Origin of the sequence: Sulfurimonas sp. ST-25 (genome assembly GCF_048079205.1) — a bacterium.
GTDB lineage: Bacteria > Campylobacterota > Campylobacteria > Campylobacterales > Sulfurimonadaceae > Thiomicrolovo > Thiomicrolovo sulfuroxydans.
Genome location: NZ_CP182225.1, coordinates 1845260 through 1870482 on the forward strand (window position 1 = coordinate 1845260; position 25223 = coordinate 1870482).

The following is a 25223-nucleotide window of genomic DNA, read 5'->3' on the forward strand; positions in this document are numbered from 1 at the left end:
AAAATATAAAATAAGAAAAATCTTTATCGTCATCTGTTTTTTTTATAGTAACATAACCGCCGTAACTAAAAACAAGGAAAAATCACAATGCGTATTCTTGCCGCCCTCACCCTCTCCGCTACGCTGGCATTCGCCCAAAGCGTCACCTTCCAGGGAAACCCCGTCGCCCTGGAAGGCACTATGCCCGGCGTAGGCGAAAAAGCCCCGACATTCACCGCCGTTAAGAATGACCTCTCGGTCGTCACCATCGGCGGCACCCATCCGAAGACGCAGATCATCGCGTTCGTGCCGTCTATTGACACCCCGGTCTGTTCCCTTGAATCCAAGGCCTTCGACGACAAGGTCAAACAAATGAAGGGCGTCGACCTCTACATCGTCTCCATGGACCTTCCCTTCGCCCAGAAACGTTTCTGCGGCTTTGAATCCATCGGCAACATTACACTGGCATCGGCCTACAAGCGCGCCGATCATGCGGGGGCGTCGCAGTACGGCGTCAACATCGGCGAACCGCTCCTCAAAGACCTCTTTACCCGTGCCGTCTTCGTCGTCAACAAAGAGGGCGTCATCACCTACAGACAGCTCGTGCCCGAAATCGCCAGCGAGCCCGACTATAACGCGGTCATCAAAGCGGTCAACAAACTCAACTGACGTTTTTCAGGCGCAGCTGCGCCGACCGGGAGCGCTCTGCTCCCATCCCCCTGATCTCTCCAATACGCATCATCTACAAATCATCCATCCGTGCAGAGATATAGACAGCGTGAAAAGCGCGGATATCGGTAAAAAATATAAGGAGGAGTGAAAAGAGAAGCAGCCGCGCGCCGAAGCGCGGCTGTTCAGATGCAGTGGATGCTTAGACGCGGCAGGCGTTGACGACTTCCTGGATCTTTTCGACGACACTGGGGTCTTCGAGTGTCGACGTATCCTGCGTGATCGCCTCGCCTTTGGCGATGGAGCGCAGGATGCGGCGCATGATCTTGCCCGAACGGGTCTTCGGCAGGCCCGGCACGAAGGCGATGTCGTCGCAGACGGCGATGTTGCCGATCTCCTGCTTGATAACATTGTTGATCTCCTTGGACATCTCGACGTCTTCGGCCATGCTCTCTTCGCCCTTGAGGACAACATAGGCGAAGATCCCCTCACCCTTGAGCTCATGGGGTTTGCCAACGACGGCGACTTCCGCGACGTTCGGGTGCTTCTTGCACGCCGCTTCGACCTCGGCCGTCCCCATACGGTGGCCGGAGACGTTGATGACGTCGTCGGTACGGCCCGTGATGGTGATGTAGCCCTCGTCGTCATAGTTGGCGCCGTCGCCGGTGAAGTAGACCGGCTGACCGTCTTTTTTGACGTCGCCGAAGTAGGACTTCACGAAACGCTCCGGATCGCCCCAGACGCCGCGGATCATGGACGGCCACGGTTTGGTGACACACATATAGCCGCTCTCGCCCGCACCGACTTTCTTGCCTGTTTCCGGGTCGAGGATCTCGCCCATGATGCCCGGCAGCGGGAAGGTGGCACAGGCCGGTTTGATCGGGGTCGCCCCCGGCAGCGGCGTGACCATGTGGCCGCCCGTTTCCGTCTGCCAGTAGGTATCGACGATGGCGCATTTGCCGCCGCCGATCTCCTCGTAGTACCACTTCCATGCCGGCGGGTCGATCGGCTCGCCGACGGTACCGAGGACCTTGAGGCTGGAAAGGTCGTACTTCGCAGGCTCTTCCGCCCCTGTTTTGTGCAGCACGCGGATCGCCGTCGGCGCCGTGTAGAACTGGTTGATCTTGTACTCTTCGACCATCTTCCACGGGCGTCCCGCGTCCGGATAGGTCGGGACCCCTTCGAACATCAGCGTCGTCGCGCCCATCGCGAGCGGGCCGTAGACGATGTAGGTGTGGCCGGTGATCCAGCCGATGTCGGCCGTACACCAGTAGGTGTCGTTCTCCTTGACGTCGAAGACCCACTCCATCGTCATCTGTGCCCAGAGGATGTAGCCCGCCGTGTTGTGCTGAACGCCTTTCGGCTTGCCGGTAGAACCGGAGGTATAGAGCAGGAACATCGGGTCTTCGGAGTCCATCGGTTCGCTTTCGCAGACGGCGGACTGCTGCTCGATCATCTCGTTGTAGGAGTAGTCGCGGCCCGCTTTCCAGTCGACGTCCTCGCCGTTGCGCTGGACGACAAGGACCTTGTTAACGCACTCGCACCCTTCTTCGAGGGCTTTGTCGACGACCGGCTTGAGCATGTACGGCTTGTCCTTACGGAACGCGCCGTCGGCCGTGATGACGAGTTTCGCCTCCGCGTCGATGATGCGGTCGCGCAGCGCTTCCGCGGAGAAACCGCCGAAGACGATGGAGTGGATCGCACCGATACGCGTACACGCCAGCATGGCGTAAGCCGCTTCCAGGATCATCGGCATGTAGATGACGACGCGGTCGCCCTTTTTGATACCGAACTCGTTCTTGAGGAGGTTCGCCATTTTGTTGACGTTGTAGTAGAGCTCCAGGTAGGTGACGATCTTTTTGTCGCCGCGGTCCCCTTCGAAGATGATCGCCGCTTTGTTCTTGCGGGAGTCGAGGTGGCGGTCGATACACTGGTGCGCCACGTTCAGCTTACCGCCCTCGAACCATTTTGCAAACGGCATGTTGCTGTCGTCGAGTACCTTGCCATAGGGCTCGAACCAGTCAATTTTCTCCTGCGCGAAGTGGTCCCAGAACCCTTCGTAATCCTCCTCGGCCCATGTTGCCAGTTCCTTGTATTCACACATATTCTTGATGCGTGCCGTTTTGGCGAATTCGCGGTTGGGTTGGAAAACCGGTTTGACTGTTGTATCACTCATGTTCTCTCTCCTGTTTTGAGTTTAATCGTATTGTTCAATTTGATAAAGATCATAGCCGTCATGATCGCGTCGTTGACGGCGTTGTGCCGCCCCATAGGGGGCACTCCCAGGTTGGCAAGGATTGTATCGAAGCGTAAATCAATGTTTCCTTGCGGTATTCCGAAATTTTTTTTGTCAAAGTAAAGGCCCGAGACCTCTGTTTTCGGGTTGGGAAGTTCCACCCCGAGCCAGGGTTTGACGTAGCGGTTTATCATCGCCACGTCAAACTCCAGGTAATACCCTGCCAGCGGCCGCGGGCCGATGAAATGCAGGAACTTCTCAATCCCCTCCGGCGGGGAGAGCGCATGCTCGAGATCGCAGGGACGAATGCCATGCACCTCGATGCTCTCCGCCGGAATGGGCCTCTGCGTTTTCAGGTAGACCTCGAAGGTCTCCGAGGTGAGGACCCTGTTGCCTTTCACCTTCACCGCGCCGATGGAGACGATCTCGTCCGTTTTGGGGTCGAGCCCCGTCGTCTCCGTGTCGAAAACGACGACCTCGTCGCCGTCGTAGGGTTCAAACAAAAAGGCGTACGCCTCATCCTTCAACCGTTTGCGGTTCCGCTGCTTTCGCCACGCCTTGAACATCACATCACCATGTTCAGGTGGAAGTGGTAGGTCAGCAGCTTTTTAAGGGCGTTGACGACCTTGAAGCTGTCCTTGAGCAGGTCCCGCTCCAGCTTGTCCAGCCCGCCCGGGGCGACCTCGTTGAGCATCCACCCCTCTGCGGCGTGCCCCAGGCGGGCCCGCAGCCTTATCGAGAGCAGCGTGTCGTAGGCCTCCATCAGCTCCGTCGAAAAGGTCTTGTCGAAGACCCCCGCGTTGTTGAGCTGTTTGATCCGCTCAAAAGTGTTCGTCTCCCGGATCTTCTTCTGCAGCGCCAGGACGCGTATGCCGTGCACGATGGGAAAGATGCCGCCCTTTTTCAGGTTCAGCGTGTTCCCGTGGCTGCGTTCGACCACCAGTCCCGAGAAGAGACTCAGCGGCGTCTCGAAACTGAGCGCCGCCTTCGCCATATGCGCCAGGACGTCGTCGCGCCCTTCAAAACGTCCGTAGAGGTACTGCTCGGCCCGCTCCAGAAGCTCGGCGTTCCCGGCGACGCAGCGGGCATCCAGGAAGATGTCGAGGTTCTGCAGCGCCGCCTCGTCCATCGAGCCGACCCAGCCGTCGATTTGCGCCTGGTAATCACCGAGCGGACGGCGCCACTGCGGATTGGTCACCATCACGTTGCCGGGGCAGTCGGGGAACCCGAGCTGCCGCAGGGCGGCGTTCATCGCCGCCATCTCGTCGGCAAAATCCTTCCCGCAGCCGTCGCGGATGATCAGGCCGTTGTCCTGGTCGGTCCGCAAAATCTGCTCGCCGCGCCCCTCGCTTCCCATCACGATCAGGGCGCAGTCGTCACGGTGTTCCGGCGCGACACAGAACTCGAACACCTTGCGGTAGATCTTCGCATTGAGGGCGTTGACCAGTTTGGTGATGTAGCGGACCTTGACCCCCTTGGTGTGCAGGGAACGGATCAGGTTGACCATCTCCCCGCCGGTGCGGTGAAGCGCCTCGATGCTGTCGGCCTTTTCGACCTGCATCGCCACCAGGTAGGAGTGGCTGGCGAAGAAACTCAGCAGGTCGAGCTGCTCAAGTATCCCGACGACGCGCCCGCCGTCCGTGACGGCGACGCGCTTGATATGGTGCGCAGTAAACAGTAGCAGCGCGTTGAAGAGGAAATCCTGTTTCTCAATCGTCACCAGGGGACGGGAAGCGATGGTGCCGATGGCGCCGGAAGCCTCGACCGCCCCCATCAGGACGCTGCGGCGCAGGTCCGAATCGGTCACGATGCCGTAGTCCTCCTCCCTCTCGACGAGGATCGCCGGGCTCTTCATCGCCTCCATCTGCCGCACCGCCTCCGCAATCGGGGTCTCCGCCGCGACGATGCAGGGCGTATGCAGGTAGATATCGCCGATGCGCGCCACCATAAACGGCGTCAGGTCGTTCTGCTGCTTGAGCATTTTGAGCTGTTCGTGTTTGGTGACAAAGTCTTCGAGGTAGAAGTGTTTGAAGGCGTCGTGGTCCTGGATCAGGTCGAGGAAAATCTGTTTGGGGAGTTCGTAGCAGATGAGTTCTTCGTCCACGACGAAGCGTTTGTCCGTTTGGCCGTAGATGAGGGCGTCGGCATCGAAACTGTCCATCGCCCCGTAGGCGTCGGTCAGCTCTTCGCCGAGCCACTCGTGCACACTGCCTTTGATGATGATGTAGAGGCACTCCGCGGGGACGTTGGGCGAGACCAGTACCGTCTCCCGGGGGTAGTAGGCGATGTCCATCTGCGCCATGACGTTGTCCAGCGCCCGCGATGACAACAGGTCAAAGGGGTGCATCGACGCCAAAAGCTGCTTCTGGTCGAATATGCTCATTGATGTCTCTGCTTTACACGCCATCCGGGCAAAGCCCAGAGAGCTGCGCTCGCCGCTGAGGTACATGCAGTGCAGCGGAATTGCACAGCACTGCGAGCACAAAAGCTTGCCCCTGACGGGTCAGATAAATTCGTTCCGGATTTGGCCGGAATCAACTCATGTTCCAACGATTTTGCTCCTTAGTGGCTGACGGCGCCTTCGGCACCGATACCAGTCTGTGAACGGATGTTCTGGGCCTCGAAGGCTTCGCGTTCGTTCTCGCCGTCCGCACTTTTGTCGGTGATGGAGAAGAACCAGATCCCAGCAAAGGCGACCGTGACGGAGAAGAGCGCCGGGTACTTGTACGGGAAGACCGCTTCGGCATTGCCGAGGATCTGGACCCAGACGATCGGCCCCAGGATCACCAGCAGTACCGCCGTCGCCAGACCGAGCGAACCGCCGATGACGGCACCGCGCGTCGTCAGTCTTTTCCAGAACATGGAGAGGAAGAGCACCGGGAAGTTCGCGGATGCGGCGATGGCAAAGGCCAGACCGACCATGAACGCGATGTTCTGCTTCTCAAACGCAATCCCCAGCAGGATCGCAACGATCCCCATGACGACGACGGCGATCTTGGAGATGCGCATCTCCTGCATCTCATCAACTTCTCCGCGGCGGAAGACGTTGGCGTAGAGGTCGTGGCTGATCGCCGAAGCGCCCGCCAGGGTCAGACCGGAGACGACCGCGAGGATCGTCGCGAAGGCCACCGCCGAGATGAAGCCGAGGAAGAAGTTCCCGCCGACCGCGTGGCTGAGGTGGATCGCCGCCATGTTGTTACCGCCGAGCAGTGTGCCCGCCGCATCAAGGTAGTGCGGGTTGGTCGCCACCATGACAATCGCCCCGAACCCGATGATGAAGGTCAGGATATAGAAATAGCCGATGAAACCGGTCGCATAGAAGACCGACTTGCGTGCCTCTTTCGCGTCGGAGACGGTAAAGAAGCGCATCAGGATATGCGGCAAACCCGCCGTACCGAACATCAGCGCGATACCGAGGCTGATCGCGGAGACCGGGTCGCTGACCAGGCCGCCCGGGCTCATGATGGCGTCATGGGTGCTGTGGACCTCGACCGCCTTCGCGAAGAGCGCTTCAAAGCTGAAACCGAAATGCGCCATAACGGCGATCGCCATAAAGGTCGCACCGGAGAGCAGCAGCCCCGCCTTGATGATCTGGACCCACGTCGTCGCCAGCATCCCGCCAAAGGTGACGTAGAGAATCATCAGGACACCGACCAGGATGACCGCGACCTCGTACGGCAGACCGAAGAGGATCTGGATCAGTTTGCCCGAACCGACCATCTGCGCGATCAGGTAGAGCGTGACGGTCGCAATGGAGCCGAAAGCCGCCAGGGTACGGATCGGTGTCTGTCTCAGACGGAAAGAGGCGACGTCGGCGAAGGTGTACTTGCCGAGGTTGCGCAGGCGCTCCGCGACGAGGAAAAGGATCAGCGGCCAGCCGACCAGGAAACCGATGGAGTAGATCAGCCCGTCATACCCTTTGAGGAAGACGAGGCCGGAGATCCCCAGGAACGATGCGGCGGACATGTAGTCGCCGGCAATCGCCATCCCGTTCTGGAAGCCCGTAATGCCGCCGCCGGCGGTGTAGAAGTCCTTGGCCGTTTTCGTGCGTTTTGCCGCCCAGTAGGTGATCCCCAGCGTCGCACCGACGAAGACGAGGAACATCACGATCGCGGAGACGTTCAGCGGCTGTTTTTCCACCGCACCCTCAATGGCGCCCGATGCCATCAGCGTAGACGCTGCGGCCGTCAGAAGAAGGAGAAGACGTTTCATTCCGCCCCCTTTGCCATGTCGCGCTCGAGTTCGGCGCGCACCTCGCGGTTAAGATCGTCGAACTCGCCGTTGGCGCGCTTGACGTAAATCCCCGTCAGGACGAAGGCGATGAAAATAATCGCGACACCGACCGGGATGCCGACCGTCGTGACCCCCGTCTCGCTCAGCGGCGTGCCGAGCAGCGACGGGTCAAAGGCGATGGTGAGGATAAAGGTGAAATAGACCACCAGCATCACGATCGAAAGCTTCCAGGCAAAGGCGCTGCGCGTCTTCACCAACTCCTGGTACTTCGGATTGTTCTTAATATGTTCAACCATTTCGTTCGTCATGATCGTCCTTTAATTAAAAGTTATAGTTTACAATAAACCGGTATTCGTCCCAATTGACGGTTTTCGCCGCGCTGTCGTAGAACTTGTCGGGGAAGTTCCCGCGCAGTCTCAGCTGCAGGTTCTTCACCGCCTCAGGGTAGTACTGGATGTCAAAGCCCGGTTCCGCCGCCGTCCAGGCATATCCTCCGGTCACGGTGCCGTTCACGTCTTTGACAACGGAGTAACCGTTGTTTTTGTCCATGTCGAATGCGACGTAGTAGGCCGCCACGCTCAGGTTGACGCCCTGCTCTTTAAAGGAGTAGGCCACCGCCCCTTTATAGGCTTTGGTCCCCGCCATGAACTGGTGGCGCGTCACCATCCCCTGCGTATATGCCGGCATCCCGCCCCAGGGCGTGATCACAGCATTGGCATAGGACTGGGTGCCGGTGATATCGGCATCGCTGTTCGCGGTTGTCTGCGAGTAGGCGGCATAGGCGCTGAAACCATGGTACTTCGCCCCGAGCTTCACCGCACCGTAGAGGCTGTCTATTTTGCCGTCGCCGCCGAGGTTCTGAAGCAGGTTGTCACCGACGTTATTCTCTTTGATCAGCTGGGCGCTCACAAAGGGTTGCACCTCCGGGTTGAGCAGACATTTCCAGCTCAGACTCCCCTCGGCATAGAAGGCGTTGAGAATGTCCCAGGCGTAGTAGTCCCACACCTGGAGGCTCAGATGCTCATCCTTATAGACCGCCGCAAGCGTCGTGATGCCCGGCGTCGTCTCGCCGACGGCCCAGCTCCCCACATTGGCGAAGTCGCCGCCGTATTTGGGGTAGTTGGCCGCAATCGGCGAATACCCCGACGTGGCGCCGAGAATCCCGCCGCCCGTGTAGATGTTCGAGAAGCTGCCCGGGGCGAACTTCGTGATGTGCGCCGCGACGAAACTCGTGTTCGCGAGGCTGCTGTTCGTATAGACATACGCCTCGAAGAAACTCGGAAGCATCCGTGCATCGTCGGCGGCGGCCATCGGCGTATTGAGAGACTGGCGTCCCAGTTTCAGGTTGCTCGCGCCCATCTTCAGGTTGACATAGGCCTCGCCGAAGATGCTGTAGCTCTTGTAGCCGTTGCCGAACAGGGAGGGATCGACCTTCCCTTCGGAAGCGGAACCGTATTCGAGCCCCTGAAAGATCCGGTTCGTCGTATAGGCCGATGCCCCGAGGCTCACGCCTGCGAGCGCGTCCGTCTCATAACCCAGGTGCCCGCCCAGCGCCGTTGCGTTACGATGCGGTGCCCCGTCGTAGCCGGAGTAGTCCCGGTCGACATAGAAGGCGCGGATTTGCCCGCTTGTTTTGCCGTTTGCAAACATCGCGGCGATATCGTCGGCCGCGTTGGCGGTAACGAGCGCAGCGGCGATGCCGGACAAAAGTAACGTTTTTCTCATAGTCTCTCCTTGTACTCCCAGCACATTAAGAGAGGAACGTAGCGCGAACATAGCAATAGGAATCTGGCGGAAAAAAATACGGATTTTCAGCAAAATGTGGAAAAAAAGTAACACTTTTCCGGCCGTGGTGGCCGGGGGTCAGCGTGAGGTGATCATATAACCCATGGCCCGGATATTCTGGATGAAATCCTCTTTGAGCCCCTTCTTCAGGCGGTTTACCTCGGCACGGATCGTAGCATTGTCGATGATCGCCTCGTCCCAGACGTAGATGCGGAATGTTTCGAAATCGACCACCCGGTTCATATTGCGGGCGAGCAGGTCGATGATCTGGTGCTGGCGCCGGGTGAGCGTCTGCGGTTCGTTGTCGAACAGCAGGGTCTCGTTGAGCATATCGTAGCTGTAGCGTTTGGAGAGACGCAGGTGTTTGCGCTGGTCCGGCGGGACGTCGCGCATGACCCGGTTGATGTGCAAGAGAAGCTCCTGCAGGTGGAAGGGCTTTTTGAGGTAGTCGAAACAGCCCAGCTCGTACGCCTTCGAGATCTCGGCGATGTCGGTCTGCGCACTCGTAAAGATCGCGGGCACGGCGATCTTCGCCGCATTGAGACGTTCAAGCAGGCTCAGGCCGTCGATGGAGGGGACGTTGATATCGAGGATCAGCAGGTCGTACCCCCCCTTCATAATGGCCTCCAGGGCCTCCGCCCCGTCGACGAAGGCGTCGACCCTGTGGTTATGCATCTGCAGGTACTCGCTCACGGCGCCTTGCAGCATCACCTCATCTTCAAGCAGCAGAATTCTCATCGCACCCCCCTTTCGCAATAATATAGGTAAAGGCCGTCACCCCCGCCTCGGAACTGATCTCCGTCTCGATGCCGTACTTGTTGCAGATAGACTTGACAAGGTGCAGCCCCAGCCCGAAGCCGCTCAGCTCGTCCGCTTCCCGGTAGAAGGCTTCGAAGACCTTCTCCGGGCGGTCGATGGGGTTCGAGCGCGTCGTAAACCGCATCCGGGCCGTCTGCGCCACCACCTCCAGCTCGACGTCGACGGTGCTGTCGGGATAGGCGTACTTGATGGCGTTGGAGAGGTTGTTGTCGACGATGCGACGCAGCTCCTCGTCATTCATGCAGACCGGGACCGTCTGGGCGATCTTCGCGGCGACGCTCAGCCGGTTGGCGGCCATGACGCTCTCGAAGAACCCCAGCCGCGCCTGCAGGAACGCCCCCAGGTCGATCGTATCGGAGGGGTAGTCGATCCGCTCCTTCTTCACCATGTAGCGCAGGTCGTCAAAGATCGTATGGAGCATCTTCGCCGCCGCTTCGATGTGGCCGAGGAAACGGTCCTCCCCGTGCATGTGGCGGTAGAGGTCGATCTGCGTCATGATCACCGCCAGCGGGGTGTTAACCTCGTGGATAGACTGCTTGATAAAAGCGTCCTGCGACTGCACGAGCTGGTCGCTGAACGCCTTCTCCTTCTGCAGTTTGGCCGTTTTGTCCCGCACTTTCTGCTCCAGAGAGGCGTTGAGTTCGGAAAGCTCGAGGTTGCGGCTGTGGATCGTGTCGACCATCGCGTTGACGTGAACGACCAGGGTCTGGAACTCCGCGATCCGGATCTGCTCACGTTCGATGACGACGTAGCGCGACGCGGCAAGGGAGAAGAAGTCGCTGAAGGTGCGGATCTCGTCGCGCAGTACCTTGTTGATCAGTTTGATCCCGCTCAGCGCCAGGGCGAAGAGGATGGCACTGAGGGTGAGGATCTCCATCACGTACTTGATAAGCTGGTCGCGCTTTTGCAGCTTCTTCTCCGCGATCAGGGCATCGATATCGTCTAGGTAGACCCCCGTACCGATCAGCCACTGCCATGGTCCAAAGGCCACCGCCGTCGCAATCTTCGGGGAGAGCTTGCCCGTCGTCGGTTTCTCCCAGACGTAGTGGACGAATCCCCCGGAGCCTGCCGCCGCGATCAGTTCGCGCAGGATCTTCACTCCGTTCACATCCTCGATGTCCAACATATCCTTGCCGTAGTTTTCCGGCTTGTTCGGGTCGTTGATGTTGATGCCCTCAAGGGTATAGACAAAGATGTACTTGCTGCCGTCGCCGCGGTCGTAGAGGGCGTTGATCGCGTCGATGATGTTGCGCTGGAGCACCGCCTCATCGAGCCGCCCGTGCCAACGTGCGTACTCGTGCTCGACGAAACTGAGCGCGCGCTGCGTCTCCTCGCGGATCAGCTCTTTCTGCTGCTGTAGGTAGGTTGCGCGCATCTGGGCCGCATCCCGGTCGAAATCACGGTACTCTTCGAAAATGACCAGCAGCGTAAAGAGCATCGCAAAGCAGAAGAGTGCCACAATGGCAAGGAAGTTGATCTTCTCCAGGCTGATCGTATGCCACAGGCCGTGCGATGCTTTTCTTTTCACTGTCTCATATTCCGTTTCCCCATTAACTGAAATGAAGTTTATCCTAAATCTCATGCGGAACAAATCACGGCAGAAAACATATTGGCAGGATTCTTTAGGGACGCTACAGCATCCTGCGACGCTCCCGGTGTTATAATGTGAAGTCAAACACGCCAGCCAGAAGCATCTCTTCCGTCTACGGTCATGGACGGAACAGCCTTCATTGCGACGGAAGCACACTCGCCGGCACCCAAATTTATCCAGAGGAAGAGATGCGCCCTTTGCCACTGCCTGCCGCTTCCCAGACATTAAAAAGCGTCCGAACCATGCTGTTGGCGCTTCTCGCATCGCAAGCAGTGCTGCTTGCATCTGATCTTCCGCAGCAGCCGCTTTCCAACGCGGACGACACCCTCGTTGCACAGCACGAACCGTATACCGAGCACGGATTGATCGTGGCCGACTACCAGGTGATCCCCCTCACGGGCAGCGGCACGATCGACCTGTTCGGGATGCGCTACCTCCAGCAGCTCAACAGCTGGCTCTCTTTCGGGGTCGGCTTCCATGCCCCCCTGGTCGAGGGGGATTACGGCGGCTTTATGACCCTCGATGCCACGCTCCACGCCCAGTACACCCTCTATGAAGGGCTCTTCATCGACGCGGGGGCGACCGTCGGCGGCGGGGGCGGCGGTTCCAGCATTGAGCAAAGCAAAGAGCTCTCCGGTACGGGGGGATTCGGCATCGGCTATATCGGGTTGGGGTACGCCTTTGACAACGGCTTCTCGGCAGGAATAAACTACGCCCGCATCAAATTCAAAGCGTCGCAGATCGACAGCTCGCAGGTCAATTTCTTTATCGAGAAATCCGTCGATTACACCGCCGGTTCCTATGCCGATGCCGGCAAGATCGTTCCGGCCTTTTACGATCTGTTCTCTTCGCATGAGAAGATCCTGACCTTCGAAATGAACAACATCTTTCAGATCGACCCGCAAGGCACGAACCAGAAAACTATCAACACCCTCGCGCTGCAGTACTCCCATTTCCTCGATGACGCCAACTACCTCTTTATAGAAGCGGAAGTCGGTTACAGGGGGCGCCCGCTCTACAACCAGATCCTTCCCGGTGCCGGCCACCGTTTCGCGCTCACCCCGCACCTGCACCTCTACGGCCAGATCGGCGTCGGGTCCGGGGGCTACTCGCCCGAACTCATCGATACCGGCTCCGGGCTGCTGGTCTATCCCAAAGCCGCGTTGGAGTACCGGCTGAACGACGGCATCGGCCTGGCCATCACCGGGGGCTACCTGGCCGCGCCGACGGGCAGCTCTAGAAACTATACGGTCGGGGCCGCCCTCGACTACCACCTCTCGGCCGGACGGAAAAACACCCAGGAGTATGATTCGGCTACGGCCCCGCGTTACAAGGGCTTCCGCCTCAGTATCTTTCCCCAGAGCGACCTCAACGTCAAGGTCGCCCACGCGGACCACCACGACATCCATATGCTCTCGGGACAGCTCGACGTGCTCTTGCATCAGAACTGGTACTTCGCGACCCAGGCCAGCATCGCCTACAACGACTTCAGGGAGTACCCGGGATACGGGGAGATACTGGCGGGAATCGGGGTACAGAACCGCTACACCTCTTCCACGCGGTTTCAGAGTTTCTTCCAGTTGCTGCTCGGTACCAACGTCGACGGCGTCGTCTTCAAACCCTCCGTCGGGACAAGCTACACCCTCAGCGACAGGGCTGCGTTCTATGCTCAGGTGGGCCAGATCATCTCCGTGGACAGTGCGGGCCTCTACCGTGAGGAGAGGCCGTTCAGCGCGACATCCGTCGGTGCGGGTCTCAGCTACCGCTTTTCGCTTCCGTAAGCGCGGGCCTTCCCTTGGCCTACGCCCTTATCCGTGAGTAACCCGCTTTAGAAACCGCCCGTTAAGTTTTTCCCAAATATAATGCGGATTACATTACACAGGGAGCACTACATATGTTCGGTTTCGGAAAACAAGAACTCAAGACCTACGACTACAGCGCCGAGGAGATGGCATCGTTCCAATGGGTAAAAATGACCACCAGCAAGGGTGTCATGTGGCTCAAACTCTACAACGAAGAGACGCCGAACACCGTCGCGAACTTCGCTTTCCTCGCCAAAGACGGCTACTACGACGGCCTCAACTTCCACCGCGTCATCCCGGGCTTCATGGCCCAGGGCGGCTGTCCTCACGGTACCGGTACCGGCGGTCCGGGCTGGAGCATCGCGTGTGAAACAGCCAACAACGTTCACAAGCACGTCAAAGGCACCCTCTCCATGGCCCACGCAGGTCCGAACACCGGCGGCAGCCAGTTCTTCATCTGTTTCGTCCCCTGCCCGCACCTCGACGGCGTCCACACCGTCTTTGGCGGCATCGAAGCCGGTGACGCAGACTCCATGGCCGTGCTCGACAGCATTGCCGGCCAGGACAAGATCGAGAAAGTCGAGATTTTAGCGGAACGCTAACCGAGCAAAGCCCGGATAGCTGCGTTAACACTGGGTTGCGCTGCCCTCACTGCGTTGCGAAATTCCGCTCCGCTACATCGGCAGCAGGCGCACTGGAAGAAGTGCCCTCGGGGTGCCCGCGCGCCCTTGGCGCTTTCCGCCAACCGAGAAAGGAATGATTTATGTTAGTGCATATTTGCTGTTCTGTTGACAGTCATTTCTTTCTTGAGAAACTGCAGCACGACTACCCCGACGAGAAGCTGACCGGCTTCTTCTACGACCCCAACATCCACCCCTATTCCGAATACCGCCTGCGCTACCTTGACGTCCAGCGTTCGTGCAAGAAGCTCGGTATCGATCTGCTTGAAGGCGAATACGACTTCGAGACGTGGATGGACGCTGTCAGAGGATTGGAAAAAGAGCCGGAAAAAGGGGCGCGCTGCGAGGTCTGTTTCGACCGCCGTTTCGAGGTGAGCGCGAACAAAGCGCTGGAGCTGGGCAAAAAGCGGATGACGACGACCCTTTTGGTAAGCCCCCTCAAATCCCAGGAGCAGCTCAAACGCGTCGGCGACGCCTTCCACAAAGAGCACGGCGTCGAGTTCATCGCCGTCGACTACCGCGCCGCCGGCGGCACTCAGGACCAGAGCCGGGTCACCAAGGAGCAGCAGCTCTACCGCCAGGACTACTGCGGCTGTCTCTTCGGACTGAGCATGCAGCGCGAGCACCAGGATCGCCTGATGGACGAGATGTTCTCCCCCGTAGACGGCCGCATCCTGCCCGCCTCCATCGAGGAGCGCCTCACCATGTACGAACAGCGGATGGCCCTGGAGGATGCGGGAAAGACCTACCGCATCGTCAAGCAGAAGTTCCTCAACTACCGCCAGTTCACCTGCCGCCTCACCCGGGGCAAAAGCGAATCCGTGCCAGCGTATGCCCTGCACTACTCGACCCTGCCGCGCAAACGCGCCAATGGAAAAATCGAGTATGAGCAGCACGGCATCCACTACTTCAACCGCGACGATATCCGATTCATCTCGATAGATGAGTTCAATAAAAGAGTGGCAACGTCGTACGCAAGCGTGACTGAACTGATCTTCAACCCGCCCGCGTTCGAAGACGAACTGGCATTGCGCCGGCAGCTTTGCGAAACGCCGTTCGACCTCACCCCGGTTATCGTTACGGACGAAAAACCCGAAGGCAAATACACCCTTTTCCTAGACGCCAAGGTCTACGAGGACACCAAAGAGCGGTTGATCATCGACTAAAGCCGCTATCGACGGTTCACTTTTACATTGAACCGCACAGTTACCGCAAATCACATCACACATGTCTGAGAGCTTTCTTACGCTAATCCGCCGAACCAGCCAAAAGTTTTTTTATCAACTCCGGATCTTGTGAAGCCGCACACGCTCTTCCCCCTAGATCCTTTGACAACACACTTTTTGTCTTTTAAACACAAATTAACTTTAATTTCTAAACTCTTGTGTGATAATGGCGCGACAAAAGGGGTGGGGGCTGCATGCAGATCGTTAGAATCGCGTTTTTTATTCTTCTCGTTCTAAACGCGCATGCCTATGAATCAGAGGCGAAACTCCAAAGTGCCATCATCGGGAAAATCGCAGAGTATATCACCTGGCCAAATGATCGGCGGAACTCCTTTACGATCACCATCCTCAAAAACCAGATGGGGACACATTTTGAAGATTTCTACAAGCACAATACCATCAAGGGAAAACCGGTCAGGATTGTTCTACGAGATGACGTTGCACGCGCAAAAACCCCAGAGGTACTTTATGTATCCGGGAAAAACGCGAGACAACTGCCGACCATCCTCAACACCCTAAAAAACCAGCCCGTACTGACTGTCAGCGACATGCGGGGATTCGCCGAAAAAGGCGGGATGGTGCAAATCTATTTCACCGGCCAGCGCATGCGGCTGAAAGTCAACCTCGATGCGCTCGAAGCTCATGGACTCAAAGCCTCACCCCATCTGCTTCGCTTCGTCGATATCGTCAAGGAGCACAACTGATGACAAAACTCGGAATCCTCCTCACCTGCAGCCTATTAAGTCTTCCCATTCTGTCGGCGGAGGACAATCTTTATACCAAAAGCATGGAGGGGATTCTTTCCACAGAGTCCGAGCTGAAGGCCCAGGTCGGCTCGCGCACGAATGCCGTCAACTACCTGGAATCCAATATCCCGATCGATGTCATCACCCAAGAACAGATCGCCCGAAGCGGCATGACATCGCTCCCGGATATACTGCGCTATTTCGTCGCAGGGTTCAATGCACCTGAAACCTCAATCGCCGACGGCAGCGATCATGTTCGCACCATCACGCTTCGGGGGATGAGTCCCGATCAGATCCTCGTGCTCATCAACGGCAAACGCCTGCACACCTCTTCGCTGCTGCATGTCAACGGGACGATTGGACGCGGATCGAGCCATGCCGACCTTGATACGATCCCGCTGGCCATGATCGAGAAGATCGAAATCATGCGCGACGGTGCATCGGCACAATACGGCTCGGACGCGATCTCCGCCGTAATCAATATCATCTTCAAAGGGATTGGAAACGACACAAAAGCCGGAGTCTTATATGGAGGACGGAAGGCGGGTGACGGTCACCAGGCCGCTGGAAACGCGTTTGCCACCATTGCGCTTCCATATGATGGGTTTGTCAACCTTTCCATCGACGCCAAAGGGCAGGAACAGACACAGCGCGCGGGCCTGGACCGCCGTGTCTCACCTCCTGCGCTCACCACCCATGTCGGCATACCCGACAGCGACAGCCTCACCATCGGACTGAATGCGGAATTGGCAGGCGAAGAGACGACATCGCTCTACCTTGACGGATTCCTGCACCACCGCAATAGCCGGGCGGGGGCATTTTACCGCCCTGAACTAACCGCTGAAGGTTTCCCGGGCTTTCTGCCGATCATCAACGCGGACATTCTGGACTATGCTGTGACCGCCGGCATCAAGGGGGTCAACGACTCCGACATCACCTGGGATCTGAGCAATACGTACGGTCTCAACCGTATACACTACACGGTTGAAGACAGCCTCAACTATACCCAGGGCGATCCGCAGCTTCGCAGTTTCGACAACGGGAGCCTGCAGTTCACGCAAAATACGGTCAACTTCGATATCACCCAGCGCCGATCGAACTATAAGTTCTCCGCCGGAGCCGAGTACCGTTACGAAAACTACAAGATTCTTGCGGGTGAACAGGCATCCTACGCAGACTACGGCGTTGTCAGCGGTGTCACTGCCGGAACACAGGGCTTCGCCGGATACTCTCCCTACAATGCGGTTGATGAGTGCCGCAGCAGCTATGCACTGTACGCAGACAGCGTCTTCGATCTGAATGAACGGTTCAATGTGGAGATCCTCGTGCGTTATGAAGAGTACTCTGATTTCGGCGAAAGCACCAATGCGAAAGTGGCCTTGACGTATCAGGTTTCGCCGTCGCTGATGCTGCGCAGCTCCGGCAGCACCGGGTTCAGGGCCCCGTCGCTGTCCCAGTCTTACTATGCTCAGACCTCATCGTTTGCCGGCGCAAACGGCATCGACACCCAGGGAACCTTCCGCGTTGACGACCCGATCGCGGAGGCACTGGGAGCCAAACCGCTTAAATCCGAGCGCTCCAAGAATGTCACCCTGGGCGGTGTCTATCAGTACGACGGCGAAACGGCACTCACCGTCGACTTCTTTTACGTGGAAGTCAACGACCGCATCATGCTCAGTGACGACATCAACAATACCTCCGACCTTTGGCCGAACGTTTCCAAGGTCCGTTTTTTCATCAACGCGGCCCATACCTCCACCCACGGCGTCGATATCAAGTTCAATAAGAGCTACCCTATTGAGCGCTTCGGCATGTTCAGAACCGGTCTCTGGTACAACTACAATATCAACAAAATTTCCGGGAACGGATCGGACAACTCAAGCGCCGATGATGCGACACAGAAGATCCGAATCGAAAAAGGTCAGCCAAGGCACGCTCTGCGTTGGCTGAACAACTACAGTTACCGCGGCCTGGATGCCACGGCGAACATCAGCTACTTCGGCACGTACTCCCAGATGGTCGATGCCAAAGAGTACGTTTTTGACCCGATGTGGACACTCGATGCCGACATCGCCTACCGATTCGACTCCGGATTGACGATCGCTGTCGGAGGGCATAATCTTTTTGATGCCGTCCCGAACAAATGGGACGGCCTTTCGGGGACCCTCTACGGCTACGACGGCATCAAGCCGTATTCGCGTTACTCCCCCAACGGCTACAGCGGCACTTTTTACTATCTCCGTGCCGAAATGACGTTCTAAAGTCCGTGCGATGAAAAAACTGTTTGCTCATCTCAAAGCGGCGTATATCTTTCTCGCCATCGCCCTGGGAATATTCATCGTTGCGACCCTGCTCTCATTCAAATACCAGGACACGCGCAATGAAATTTTCCAGATCAACAAGGCCCTCAATCTGCAATACGTGCAGGGACTTGCACAAAACCTCAGCGAAGACATCCTGCGCATCGTCGACAAAAATTTTCATGATGAGCTCATGACGAACGCGCTCCTGCATGATTACGTCGAAGCCGACCTGAAACTGTTTATCACCACCAAATTCAAAGATATCCGTCTGCTGGTAAAGCCTGCCGATTCTCAAACGTGTATGATCGCAGCAGACGGGAATGCGTCACCCAGCAGAGCTTGCAGCGAAAACGAACAGACCATCTTTTCAGAGATTCATGACACCGGGGAACCACGGTATGTCGTCGACTCCTCCGAAGCAGACGTCTGGGCGACCTATTATGCCCCCATCGTCAGCCACGAAAAAGTTCAGGCCGTCATCGTCATCAAGTTTTCGATGTTCGAGCAGCGGAGTATTTTGGGCGAACTTGCCAAATTGGGGAATCTGATCGAGTCGATTTTCATCTTTTTTGTCGTGATTGTCCTGCTGATCCTTTGGTTCGCCTATTTCGATTTCAGGCGCGAAAGAGACAAGAACAGACTGCTGCAGGAACTAGAAACGTCCAATCAGGAGCTGAGTGAAAAGACGAAACAGCTTGCGTTCAAGACCCAAAAAGCCCATGAGCTTTTTGTACAGGCCAGCCAGAATCTGGCGACGCTGAATGAAGCGCAGAGAATCGCCAAGATCGGGAGTTTCGATGACTATCTGGATCAGGACCACTTGATCTTTTCGGAAGAAAACTACCGTATCTGGGAAATCGAACCCGGGCAGACGATAACACACAAATCGCTTCTCACACGCGTCCATCCCGAAGACATGGGGACCCTTGCTCAGCACATCAACGCCAACATGGAACAACACGCGGACAGCATGTATTCATTCAGGATCATGACGTCAGACGGCGAAGCAAAACATATCCTGGCACGTGAGAGTTCCATCTTTGACGACGACGGGGTATTCATCGGGATCAGGGGAACCCATCAGGATATCAGCGAAAAAGTGAAGGCTGAGGAGAAAGAGCAGAAACAGAACCTGCTGATCATGCACCAAAACCGCCTGGCGATGCAGGGCGAAATGCTTGAGATGATCGCACACCAGTGGCGACAGCCGCTCAACACGCTTTCGCTGACACTCTTCTCCCTGTATGTAAAGATCGCTGCCCTCCCGGAGGTCCCTGATGACGTCAGTGCCCTGCATGAGAAAGCGGATCACGCCATACAGTATCTTTCCAGAACCATAGACGACTTCAAAAGTTTCTTCGCCGAGGACAAATCGACCCAACGGTTTTCACCTGCCGTGCTCCTCGATGAAACCCTCGGCATCATAGACAACCGGCTGGAACAATACCGTATCGACGTGAACAAAAACTATAATGCCGTTGACCGCGTGCAAATCGAATCCCTGCCATCGGAACTGGGCCAGGTGCTTCTTGCCATTGTCAACAACGCCATTGATGCACTGAAAGAAGTGCAGATCGACCGTCAGATCTTTATCGATATTGCCCCCTTCGGCGATTATGGTGTACGCATTGAAATCGTCGATAATGCGGGCGGGATTCCCCACGACGTGATACCGTATATCTTCGAGCCCTATTTTTCAACCAAGAAAGACAAAAACGGTACCGGACTTGGGCTCTATATGGCCAAGATGATCATAGAGGAGTCCCTCGGAGGCAGTATTGCCGCCCGGACGGAAAACGATCGGGCCATTTTCACGCTCATACTCCCGGGATCAAAGCCTCAGGAGCACCCCTTCTCCTAGCAACATCATCAGCGTTGCCGGACGTATAACGGTGGCCTTTTTGCCCCGCGCGTTTCGATCCATAATGCATCCTTAACGACAATTTCGATAAAATCACTCACTTTTCTACCCGCTCGATTATGGAAGCGGGCATTACATAAAAAGGAAGATCCACCCACTATGATCGATGTTGTCGAAATTCAGAAAATTCTGCCGCACCGCTTCCCGTTCCTCCTCGTAGACCGCGTCACCGAACTCAACCCGAACGAGTCCCTCACCGGTTACAAGAACGTGACAATAGGCGAACAGATCTTCGAAGGCCACTTCCCGGGCCACCCTATCTATCCGGGCGTTATGATCCTCGAGGGGATGGCGCAGGCCGGCGGTATCCTCGCGTTTAAAAGCATGGATATGAGCGAAGAGGAAGCGGCGAACAAAGTCGTCTACTTCATGAGCATCGACGGCGCGAAATTCCGCAACCCGGTCCGTCCGGGCGACCGTCTGGAGTACCGCATGAAAGTCGTCAAACACAAAGGCGCCATCTGGATCCTCGAGGGCAAAGCCTATGTGGACGACAAGCTCGTCTCCGAAGCCGAGCTCAAAGCGATGATCGTCGACAAGTAAGGCAGGTATGATGAGCAAAATCTCACCGCAGGCGATCATCGAAGAGGGCGCCGTCATCGGCAACGACGTCGAAATCGGCCCCTTCTGTTTCATCTCATCCGAAGCGACCATCGGCGACGGCACCACGATCGCGCAGGGCGCCTGCATCTACGGGAAAACGACCATCGGCAAGCATAACGAGATCTTCTCCTATGCCGTCCTCGGCTCCATCCCGCAGGATCTGAAATTCGGCGGCGAAGACGTAGAACTCATTATCGGCGATCACAACAAGATCCGCGAGTTCACCCTCTTCAATCCCGGCACCAAAGGCGGCGGCGGCAAAACGATCATCGGCAGCCACAACCTCTTTATGGGCTACGTCCATATCGGGCACGACGTCGTGATCGGCAACCACTGCATCCTGGCTAACGCCGCGACGCTCGCGGGCCACGTCGAGATGGGCGATTACGCTGTTATCGGGGGGATGACCCCGATCCATCAGTTCGTGCATATCGGCGACTTCGCGATGATCGCCGGTGCATCGGCATTGTCGCAGGACGTTCCGCCCTACTGCATGGCCGAAGGGAACCGCGCCGTTATCCGGGGCCTCAACCTTACCGGCCTGCGCCGCCACAGCGAGCGCAACGACATCGATGCCCTCAAGTCCGCCTACCGCGACCTTTTCGAATCGGGTCAGCCGCTCAAAGAGACGGCGGCGGAGCTGGTGGAGAGCAGCGACAACCACTACGTACACAACCTGTGTAACTTTATCCTGAAAACCAAACGGGGAATCCCCTTTGAGAGGAAAACAGCATGAAACAGCGCCACTGCAGCTTCTGCGGGACCCATGAGAGCGAGGCGAACCCCCTGATCGCGGGCAACGACGCCTATATTTGCAAGAACTGCGTCTTCTCCGCCTACAAGATCATGTTCGGCGACGAGGAGGCCCTCAGCGAAGCGGACAAGCATCTTGTCGAATATGTCGGCGATCTGATGACGCCCAAGGAGATCAACGCGTTCCTGGGCGAGTACATCATCGGGCAGGAGCGTGCGCGCAAGCTGCTCTCCGTCGCCGTTTACAACCACTACAAGCGGATATTCAAACAGCACGACCTCGACGACGATACGGAGATCGCCAAATCGAACGTGCTGCTGATCGGACCGACGGGCAGCGGGAAAACCCTGATGGCCCAGACGATCGCCCGTATTCTCAACGTGCCCCTGGCGATCGCAGACGCCACCAGCCTCACGGAGGCGGGCTACGTCGGCGAGGACGTGGAGAACATCCTCACCAAACTGCTGCAAGCGGCCGACGGCGACGTCGAACGAGCCCAGCAGGGGATCCTCTTCATCGACGAGATCGACAAGATCGCCCGCATGAGTGAAAACCGCTCCATCACCCGCGACGTCTCCGGCGAAGGGGTGCAGCAAGCGCTGCTCAAGATCATCGAGGGCTCCGTCGTCAATATCCCGCCCAAAGGGGGCAGAAAGCACCCCAACCAGGATTTCATCGCGATGGACACCTCCAATATCCTCTTCATCTGCGGCGGGGCCTTCGACGGCATGCAGGAAATCCTCAAGCGCAAAGCGGGCAAAAACGTGCTCGGCTTCGGCCACGAGCAGAAAAGTACCGCCGAGCAGGAGGTCACCATGGAGAGCGTCGAACCCGATGACCTCGTGCACTACGGCCTGATCCCCGAACTGATCGGCCGTCTGCCGGTCATTGCATCGCTCAACGAGATCAGCGAAGAGGATATGATCCGCATCCTCACCGAGCCGAAGAACTCGCTGATCCGCCAGTACGCCAAACTCTTTGCCATCGACAACGTCAAACTGACCTTCGAAGACGACGCCCTTCGCGCTATCGCCGCCAAGGCCAAATCCCGCAAGACCGGGGCCCGTGGCCTGCGCTCGATTCTCGAAGAGACGATGATCGACATCATGTATGAACTGCCCGACTACAGCGGTTACGAGGTCGTCATTACGGCCGAGTGTATCACCGAGGGGGAGAAACCCCTCTACATCAAAACAGACGACAAGAAAAGCGCTTAAAGGAACACGATGCTTCTGAACAAATTGATCGGACTCTTCTCCAACGACCTCTCCATCGACCTGGGGACGGCCAATACCCTCGTCATCGCCAAGGGACACGGCATCATCATCAACGAGCCTTCCGTCGTCGCCGTGAAGATGGAAAAATTCGGCCAGCAGCGCGTCCTGGCCGTCGGCCACGAAGCCAAGGAGATGGTCGGGAAGACCCCGGGCAACATCCGCGCCATCCGTCCGATGAAAGACGGGGTCATCGCCGACTTCGACATGACCGAAAAAATGATCCGCAAGTTCATCGAGAAGGCCCACGGCCGCTCGGCGCTGATCAGCCCGCGCATCATCATCTGCGTCCCCTACGGCCTGACGCAGGTCGAGCGTAAAGCAGTCCGCGAATCGGCCCTCTCCGCCGGCGCACGGGAGGTCTTCCTTATCGAGGAGCCGATGGCCGCCGCCATCGGTGCGGGTGTGGATATCCGCGAACCCCAGGGGAACCTCGTCGTCGATATCGGTGGCGGTACGACAGAGATCGGCGTCGTCAGCCTCGGCGGCCTCGTGCTCTCCAAGTCCATCCGTACCGCCGGCGACAAGATCGACAAGGCGATCATCGACTACGTCAAACGCAAATACAACCTCCTCATCGGCGACCGTACCGCCGAAGAGATCAAGATCGAGATCGGGACGGCCCTGCCGCTGGAAAAACGTCTGACAAAAGTCGCGACGGGCCGCGACCAGGTCGAAGGGATGCTGAGCACCATCGAACTCACCAGCGACGACGCCTACGAAGCGATGAAAGAGCCGCTCAAAGAGATCGCCGAAGCGCTGCGGGACGTCCTAGAGAAGATGCCGCCCGACCTCGCCGGCGACATCGTCGACCACGGCATCATCCTCACCGGCGGCGGCGCACTGATCCGCCAGCTCGACAAGTTCCTGGCCGACATCATCCGCATCCCGGTCTTCGTCGCCGACGAACCGCTCCTGGCCGTCGCCAAGGGAACGGGACGCGCCCTGGAGGAGATCGACCTGCTCCAGGAACTCTTCGAAAATGAGTAAACGCGCCTCTGCGCTCCTCTTCCTGCTTCTGCTGTTCGCGGGGGCCGTCTACTTTTCGACGACCCTGCAATCCCCCCTGCTCTCCGTCCTGCAATCGATCAACCGCTCCTGGAACACCTTTAGCACCGGTATTGGCAATCTGATCGAGGAAAACTTCGAACAGAAAGAGACCATTCAGGCGCTGCGCAAAGAAGCCGAACTCTACCGACAGTCGCACCTGATCCTGCACGAGATGGCCACCGAGTTCAACGCCCTTCTGGCCGAGAATAACTCCACCTTCCGCTACGACCCGCGCGTCGCCCTCGTGCGTACCATCGCCTATGCCAACTTTGCCGACATGACCAAGCTCTGGCTGCAGATGGATGATTTCAACTCTTCGCGCCTCTACGGACTCATCTATAACGAGACGGCCGCCGGGATCGTCACGGCGCGCGACGGCAGACCGCTGGCCCTGCTCAACGGCGATTACCAGTGCACCTATGCCGTCTTCGTCGGGCCCAACAAGGCCCCAGGGATCGTCCGCGGCCGCAACAGCGACACCATGCTCGTACAGTACATTCCCACCTGGGTCGCCATTACCGTCGGTGACGAGGTCGTCACCTCCGGCCTGGACCACCTCTTCTTCGCGGGGGTCAAGGTCGGCACGGTCAAATCCATCGAACTCACCGGCGGCTACCAGAACGCCGTCATCGAACCCTATTACAAAGGAAACGATCCGGATTATTTCCACGTGATCACTGACATCAGATGAAACGATTACTCCTTTTACTGCTCCTGCCCCTGTTCCTGGGAGCCAAAGATGATATCTTCCTCGGGGCCGGCCCCTATTTCCAGACCCTGCCCTACAAGGATGCCGACCCCGTTGTTCTCGGTACGCCCGTCATCTTTTTCGACAACTCCCTCTTTTACATCCGATGGACCCGGGTCGGGATGTACTTCTACGGCGAAAGCGGCGAGACGCAGAGCTGGGGGCTCTCTTTCACCGCGCAGCCCCAGATTATCGGCTACTACGAAAGCCGCGCGCTGACCCAGCTCAACCGCCGCTCCAAAACGCCTATTTTGCAGGGAATGCGTGAGCGCGACAGCGGCTGGGAAGGGGGCCTCGCGGCCAGCTACGCCTACGGCGATTTTTTCGCGGAGTTCGTTGCGCTGCATGACATTACCGATACGAACAACGGTACGAAACTGCGCCTGGAAGTAGGCCAGAGCTTCAGCGTCGGAGATTGGTACTTTGTTCCCAGCATCCTCGCCGTCTGGCTCTCCCAGCCCTTTGCAAACTACTATTTCGGCGTGAAAAACAGCGAAGAGGATCTGCTGATCGGCCGGCCCGCCTACCGCAGCGACGCGACGCTGAATTTTGCCGTCCAGACCTATGTGAAGTACAACATCAACGCACACTGGCACCTGCTCGGCAATCTCCGCGCCGACCGCTTCGGCGACCCCGTCGCAGACAGTCCCCTGACGGAGACCAGATACATGTACAGCGGCATGCTCTCCCTGCTCTACTCCTTCAACCTTTTCGGCGAAGAAAAAGCCGTCCTTAACCCGCCGGAAAAACGGTGACGCCGGCGGGGAGCCTTTTCCCGCCTTTCACCCCTTTTTAAGGGCCTCC

21 protein-coding genes are annotated in these 25223 nt (G+C 57.6%); 13 read left to right on the top strand and 8 right to left on the bottom strand.

Annotated elements, in window-relative coordinates; genetic code table 11:
* The first annotated feature begins 87 nt into the window (after nt 1-87).
* Nucleotides 88-648, top strand: coding sequence for a thiol peroxidase (gene tpx, locus ACM66T_RS09525; protein ID WP_416768470.1), 561 nt, complete (start codon nt 88-90; stop codon nt 646-648).
* 202 nt (nt 649-850) lie between these two features.
* Here the strand turns inward: tpx and acs are convergent, their stop codons facing one another.
* From acs to ACM66T_RS09565, 8 genes are all read right to left on the bottom strand, one after another.
* Nucleotides 851-2824, bottom strand: coding sequence for an acetate--CoA ligase (gene acs, locus ACM66T_RS09530; RefSeq protein WP_416768471.1), 1974 nt, complete (start codon nt 2822-2824; stop codon nt 851-853).
* The gene (locus ACM66T_RS09535) at nt 2821-3450 is read right to left on the bottom strand and encodes a 3'-5' exonuclease (RefSeq protein ID WP_416768472.1); all 630 of its coding nucleotides are present in this window, start codon (nt 3448-3450) and stop codon (nt 2821-2823) included. The genes acs and ACM66T_RS09535 overlap by 4 nt, the downstream gene beginning before the upstream one ends.
* Complete coding sequence (locus tag ACM66T_RS09540; protein ID WP_416768473.1) at nt 3450-5267, bottom strand: putative nucleotidyltransferase substrate binding domain-containing protein; 1818 nt, start codon at nt 5265-5267, stop codon at nt 3450-3452. The genes ACM66T_RS09535 and ACM66T_RS09540 overlap by 1 nt, the downstream gene beginning before the upstream one ends.
* A 179-nt stretch (nt 5268-5446) precedes the next feature.
* Nucleotides 5447-7096: a cation acetate symporter gene (locus ACM66T_RS09545; protein ID WP_231018779.1), complete on the bottom strand. Its 1650-nt coding sequence runs from the start codon at nt 7094-7096 to the stop codon at nt 5447-5449.
* Nucleotides 7093-7425 carry a DUF485 domain-containing protein gene (locus ACM66T_RS09550; RefSeq protein ID WP_231018781.1) on the bottom strand — a complete coding sequence of 111 codons (333 nt, stop codon included), beginning with the start codon at nt 7423-7425 and terminating at the stop codon, nt 7093-7095. The genes ACM66T_RS09545 and ACM66T_RS09550 overlap by 4 nt, the downstream gene beginning before the upstream one ends.
* 13 nt (nt 7426-7438) lie before the next feature.
* Nucleotides 7439-8842 carry an OprD family outer membrane porin gene (locus ACM66T_RS09555; protein ID WP_231018783.1) on the bottom strand — a complete coding sequence of 468 codons (1404 nt, stop codon included), beginning with the start codon at nt 8840-8842 and terminating at the stop codon, nt 7439-7441.
* A 138-nt stretch (nt 8843-8980) separates the two neighbouring features.
* Complete coding sequence (locus tag ACM66T_RS09560; RefSeq protein ID WP_231018784.1) at nt 8981-9640, bottom strand: response regulator transcription factor; 660 nt, start codon at nt 9638-9640, stop codon at nt 8981-8983.
* The gene (locus ACM66T_RS09565) at nt 9621-11249 is read right to left on the bottom strand and encodes a cache domain-containing protein (RefSeq protein WP_416768474.1); all 1629 of its coding nucleotides are present in this window, start codon (nt 11247-11249) and stop codon (nt 9621-9623) included. Before ACM66T_RS09565 ends, ACM66T_RS09560 begins: the two co-directional genes overlap by 20 nt.
* Before the next feature lie 305 nt (nt 11250-11554).
* Between ACM66T_RS09565 and ACM66T_RS09570 the strand changes: the two genes are divergently transcribed.
* The 12 genes from ACM66T_RS09570 to ACM66T_RS09625 all read left to right on the top strand — a co-directional run bounded on the left by ACM66T_RS09570 (nt 11555) and on the right by ACM66T_RS09625 (nt 25174).
* Complete coding sequence (locus ACM66T_RS09570; RefSeq protein ID WP_231018787.1) at nt 11555-13093, top strand: hypothetical protein; 1539 nt, start codon at nt 11555-11557, stop codon at nt 13091-13093.
* Nucleotides 13094-13206: 113 nt separating this feature from the next.
* Complete coding sequence (locus tag ACM66T_RS09575; RefSeq protein ID WP_231018788.1) at nt 13207-13716, top strand: peptidylprolyl isomerase; 510 nt, start codon at nt 13207-13209, stop codon at nt 13714-13716.
* A 161-nt stretch (nt 13717-13877) separates the two neighbouring features.
* On the top strand, nt 13878-14960 hold the full coding sequence (locus tag ACM66T_RS09580; protein ID WP_416768475.1) for an epoxyqueuosine reductase QueH: 1083 nt from the start codon (nt 13878-13880) through the stop codon (nt 14958-14960).
* Nucleotides 14961-15214: 254 nt separating this feature from the next.
* The gene (locus ACM66T_RS09585) at nt 15215-15724 is read left to right on the top strand and encodes a YfiR family protein (protein WP_231018791.1); all 510 of its coding nucleotides are present in this window, start codon (nt 15215-15217) and stop codon (nt 15722-15724) included.
* Nucleotides 15724-18027 (top strand): TonB-dependent receptor plug domain-containing protein, encoded by a 2304-nt coding sequence (locus tag ACM66T_RS09590; protein WP_231018794.1) that lies wholly within the window; start codon nt 15724-15726, stop codon nt 18025-18027. The genes ACM66T_RS09585 and ACM66T_RS09590 overlap by 1 nt, the downstream gene beginning before the upstream one ends.
* A gap of 10 nt (nt 18028-18037) precedes the next feature.
* Nucleotides 18038-19930, top strand: coding sequence for an ATP-binding protein (locus tag ACM66T_RS09595; protein WP_231018795.1), 1893 nt, complete (start codon nt 18038-18040; stop codon nt 19928-19930).
* Between the two features lie 159 nt (nt 19931-20089).
* Entirely contained in the window at nt 20090-20533 is a 444-nt protein-coding gene (gene fabZ, locus ACM66T_RS09600; protein WP_231018798.1) for a 3-hydroxyacyl-ACP dehydratase FabZ, read from the top strand.
* Between the two features lie 10 nt (nt 20534-20543).
* Entirely contained in the window at nt 20544-21329 is a 786-nt protein-coding gene (gene lpxA / locus ACM66T_RS09605) for an acyl-ACP--UDP-N-acetylglucosamine O-acyltransferase (protein ID WP_231018800.1), read from the top strand.
* Entirely contained in the window at nt 21326-22564 is a 1239-nt protein-coding gene (gene clpX / locus ACM66T_RS09610; RefSeq protein WP_231018801.1) for an ATP-dependent Clp protease ATP-binding subunit ClpX, read from the top strand. Before lpxA ends, clpX begins: the two co-directional genes overlap by 4 nt.
* A 9-nt stretch (nt 22565-22573) precedes the next feature.
* Entirely contained in the window at nt 22574-23611 is a 1038-nt protein-coding gene (locus ACM66T_RS09615; RefSeq protein ID WP_231018803.1) for a rod shape-determining protein, read from the top strand.
* Nucleotides 23604-24362: a rod shape-determining protein MreC gene (mreC, locus tag ACM66T_RS09620; RefSeq protein WP_231018804.1), complete on the top strand. Its 759-nt coding sequence runs from the start codon at nt 23604-23606 to the stop codon at nt 24360-24362. Before ACM66T_RS09615 ends, mreC begins: the two co-directional genes overlap by 8 nt.
* Complete coding sequence (locus tag ACM66T_RS09625) at nt 24359-25174, top strand: MipA/OmpV family protein (RefSeq protein ID WP_231018805.1); 816 nt, start codon at nt 24359-24361, stop codon at nt 25172-25174. Before mreC ends, ACM66T_RS09625 begins: the two co-directional genes overlap by 4 nt.
* Nucleotides 25175-25223: the final 49 nt, after the last annotated feature.

What these genes read in the sequence shown, in the direction of transcription:
- tpx (WP_416768470.1), top strand. Translation starts at nt 88, where the DNA reads ATGCGTATTCTTGCCGCCCTCACCCTCTCCGCTACGCTGGCATTCGCC.
- acs (WP_416768471.1), bottom strand. Translation starts at nt 2,824, where the DNA reads ATGAGTGATACAACAGTCAAACCGGTTTTCCAACCCAACCGCGAATTC.
- ACM66T_RS09535 (WP_416768472.1), bottom strand. Translation starts at nt 3,450, where the DNA reads ATGTTCAAGGCGTGGCGAAAGCAGCGGAACCGCAAACGGTTGAAGGAT.
- ACM66T_RS09540 (WP_416768473.1), bottom strand. Translation starts at nt 5,267, where the DNA reads ATGAGCATATTCGACCAGAAGCAGCTTTTGGCGTCGATGCACCCCTTT.
- ACM66T_RS09545 (WP_231018779.1), bottom strand. Translation starts at nt 7,096, where the DNA reads ATGAAACGTCTTCTCCTTCTTCTGACGGCCGCAGCGTCTACGCTGATG.
- ACM66T_RS09550 (WP_231018781.1), bottom strand. Translation starts at nt 7,425, where the DNA reads ATGACGAACGAAATGGTTGAACATATTAAGAACAATCCGAAGTACCAG.
- ACM66T_RS09555 (WP_231018783.1), bottom strand. Translation starts at nt 8,842, where the DNA reads ATGAGAAAAACGTTACTTTTGTCCGGCATCGCCGCTGCGCTCGTTACC.
- ACM66T_RS09560 (WP_231018784.1), bottom strand. Translation starts at nt 9,640, where the DNA reads ATGAGAATTCTGCTGCTTGAAGATGAGGTGATGCTGCAAGGCGCCGTG.
- ACM66T_RS09570 (WP_231018787.1), top strand. Translation starts at nt 11,555, where the DNA reads ATGCTGTTGGCGCTTCTCGCATCGCAAGCAGTGCTGCTTGCATCTGAT.
- ACM66T_RS09575 (WP_231018788.1), top strand. Translation starts at nt 13,207, where the DNA reads ATGTTCGGTTTCGGAAAACAAGAACTCAAGACCTACGACTACAGCGCC.
- ACM66T_RS09580 (WP_416768475.1), top strand. Translation starts at nt 13,878, where the DNA reads ATGTTAGTGCATATTTGCTGTTCTGTTGACAGTCATTTCTTTCTTGAG.
- ACM66T_RS09585 (WP_231018791.1), top strand. Translation starts at nt 15,215, where the DNA reads ATGCAGATCGTTAGAATCGCGTTTTTTATTCTTCTCGTTCTAAACGCG.
- ACM66T_RS09590 (WP_231018794.1), top strand. Translation starts at nt 15,724, where the DNA reads ATGACAAAACTCGGAATCCTCCTCACCTGCAGCCTATTAAGTCTTCCC.
- ACM66T_RS09595 (WP_231018795.1), top strand. Translation starts at nt 18,038, where the DNA reads ATGAAAAAACTGTTTGCTCATCTCAAAGCGGCGTATATCTTTCTCGCC.
- fabZ (WP_231018798.1), top strand. Translation starts at nt 20,090, where the DNA reads ATGATCGATGTTGTCGAAATTCAGAAAATTCTGCCGCACCGCTTCCCG.
- lpxA (WP_231018800.1), top strand. Translation starts at nt 20,544, where the DNA reads ATGAGCAAAATCTCACCGCAGGCGATCATCGAAGAGGGCGCCGTCATC.
- clpX (WP_231018801.1), top strand. Translation starts at nt 21,326, where the DNA reads ATGAAACAGCGCCACTGCAGCTTCTGCGGGACCCATGAGAGCGAGGCG.
- ACM66T_RS09615 (WP_231018803.1), top strand. Translation starts at nt 22,574, where the DNA reads ATGCTTCTGAACAAATTGATCGGACTCTTCTCCAACGACCTCTCCATC.
- mreC (WP_231018804.1), top strand. Translation starts at nt 23,604, where the DNA reads ATGAGTAAACGCGCCTCTGCGCTCCTCTTCCTGCTTCTGCTGTTCGCG.
- ACM66T_RS09625 (WP_231018805.1), top strand. Translation starts at nt 24,359, where the DNA reads ATGAAACGATTACTCCTTTTACTGCTCCTGCCCCTGTTCCTGGGAGCC.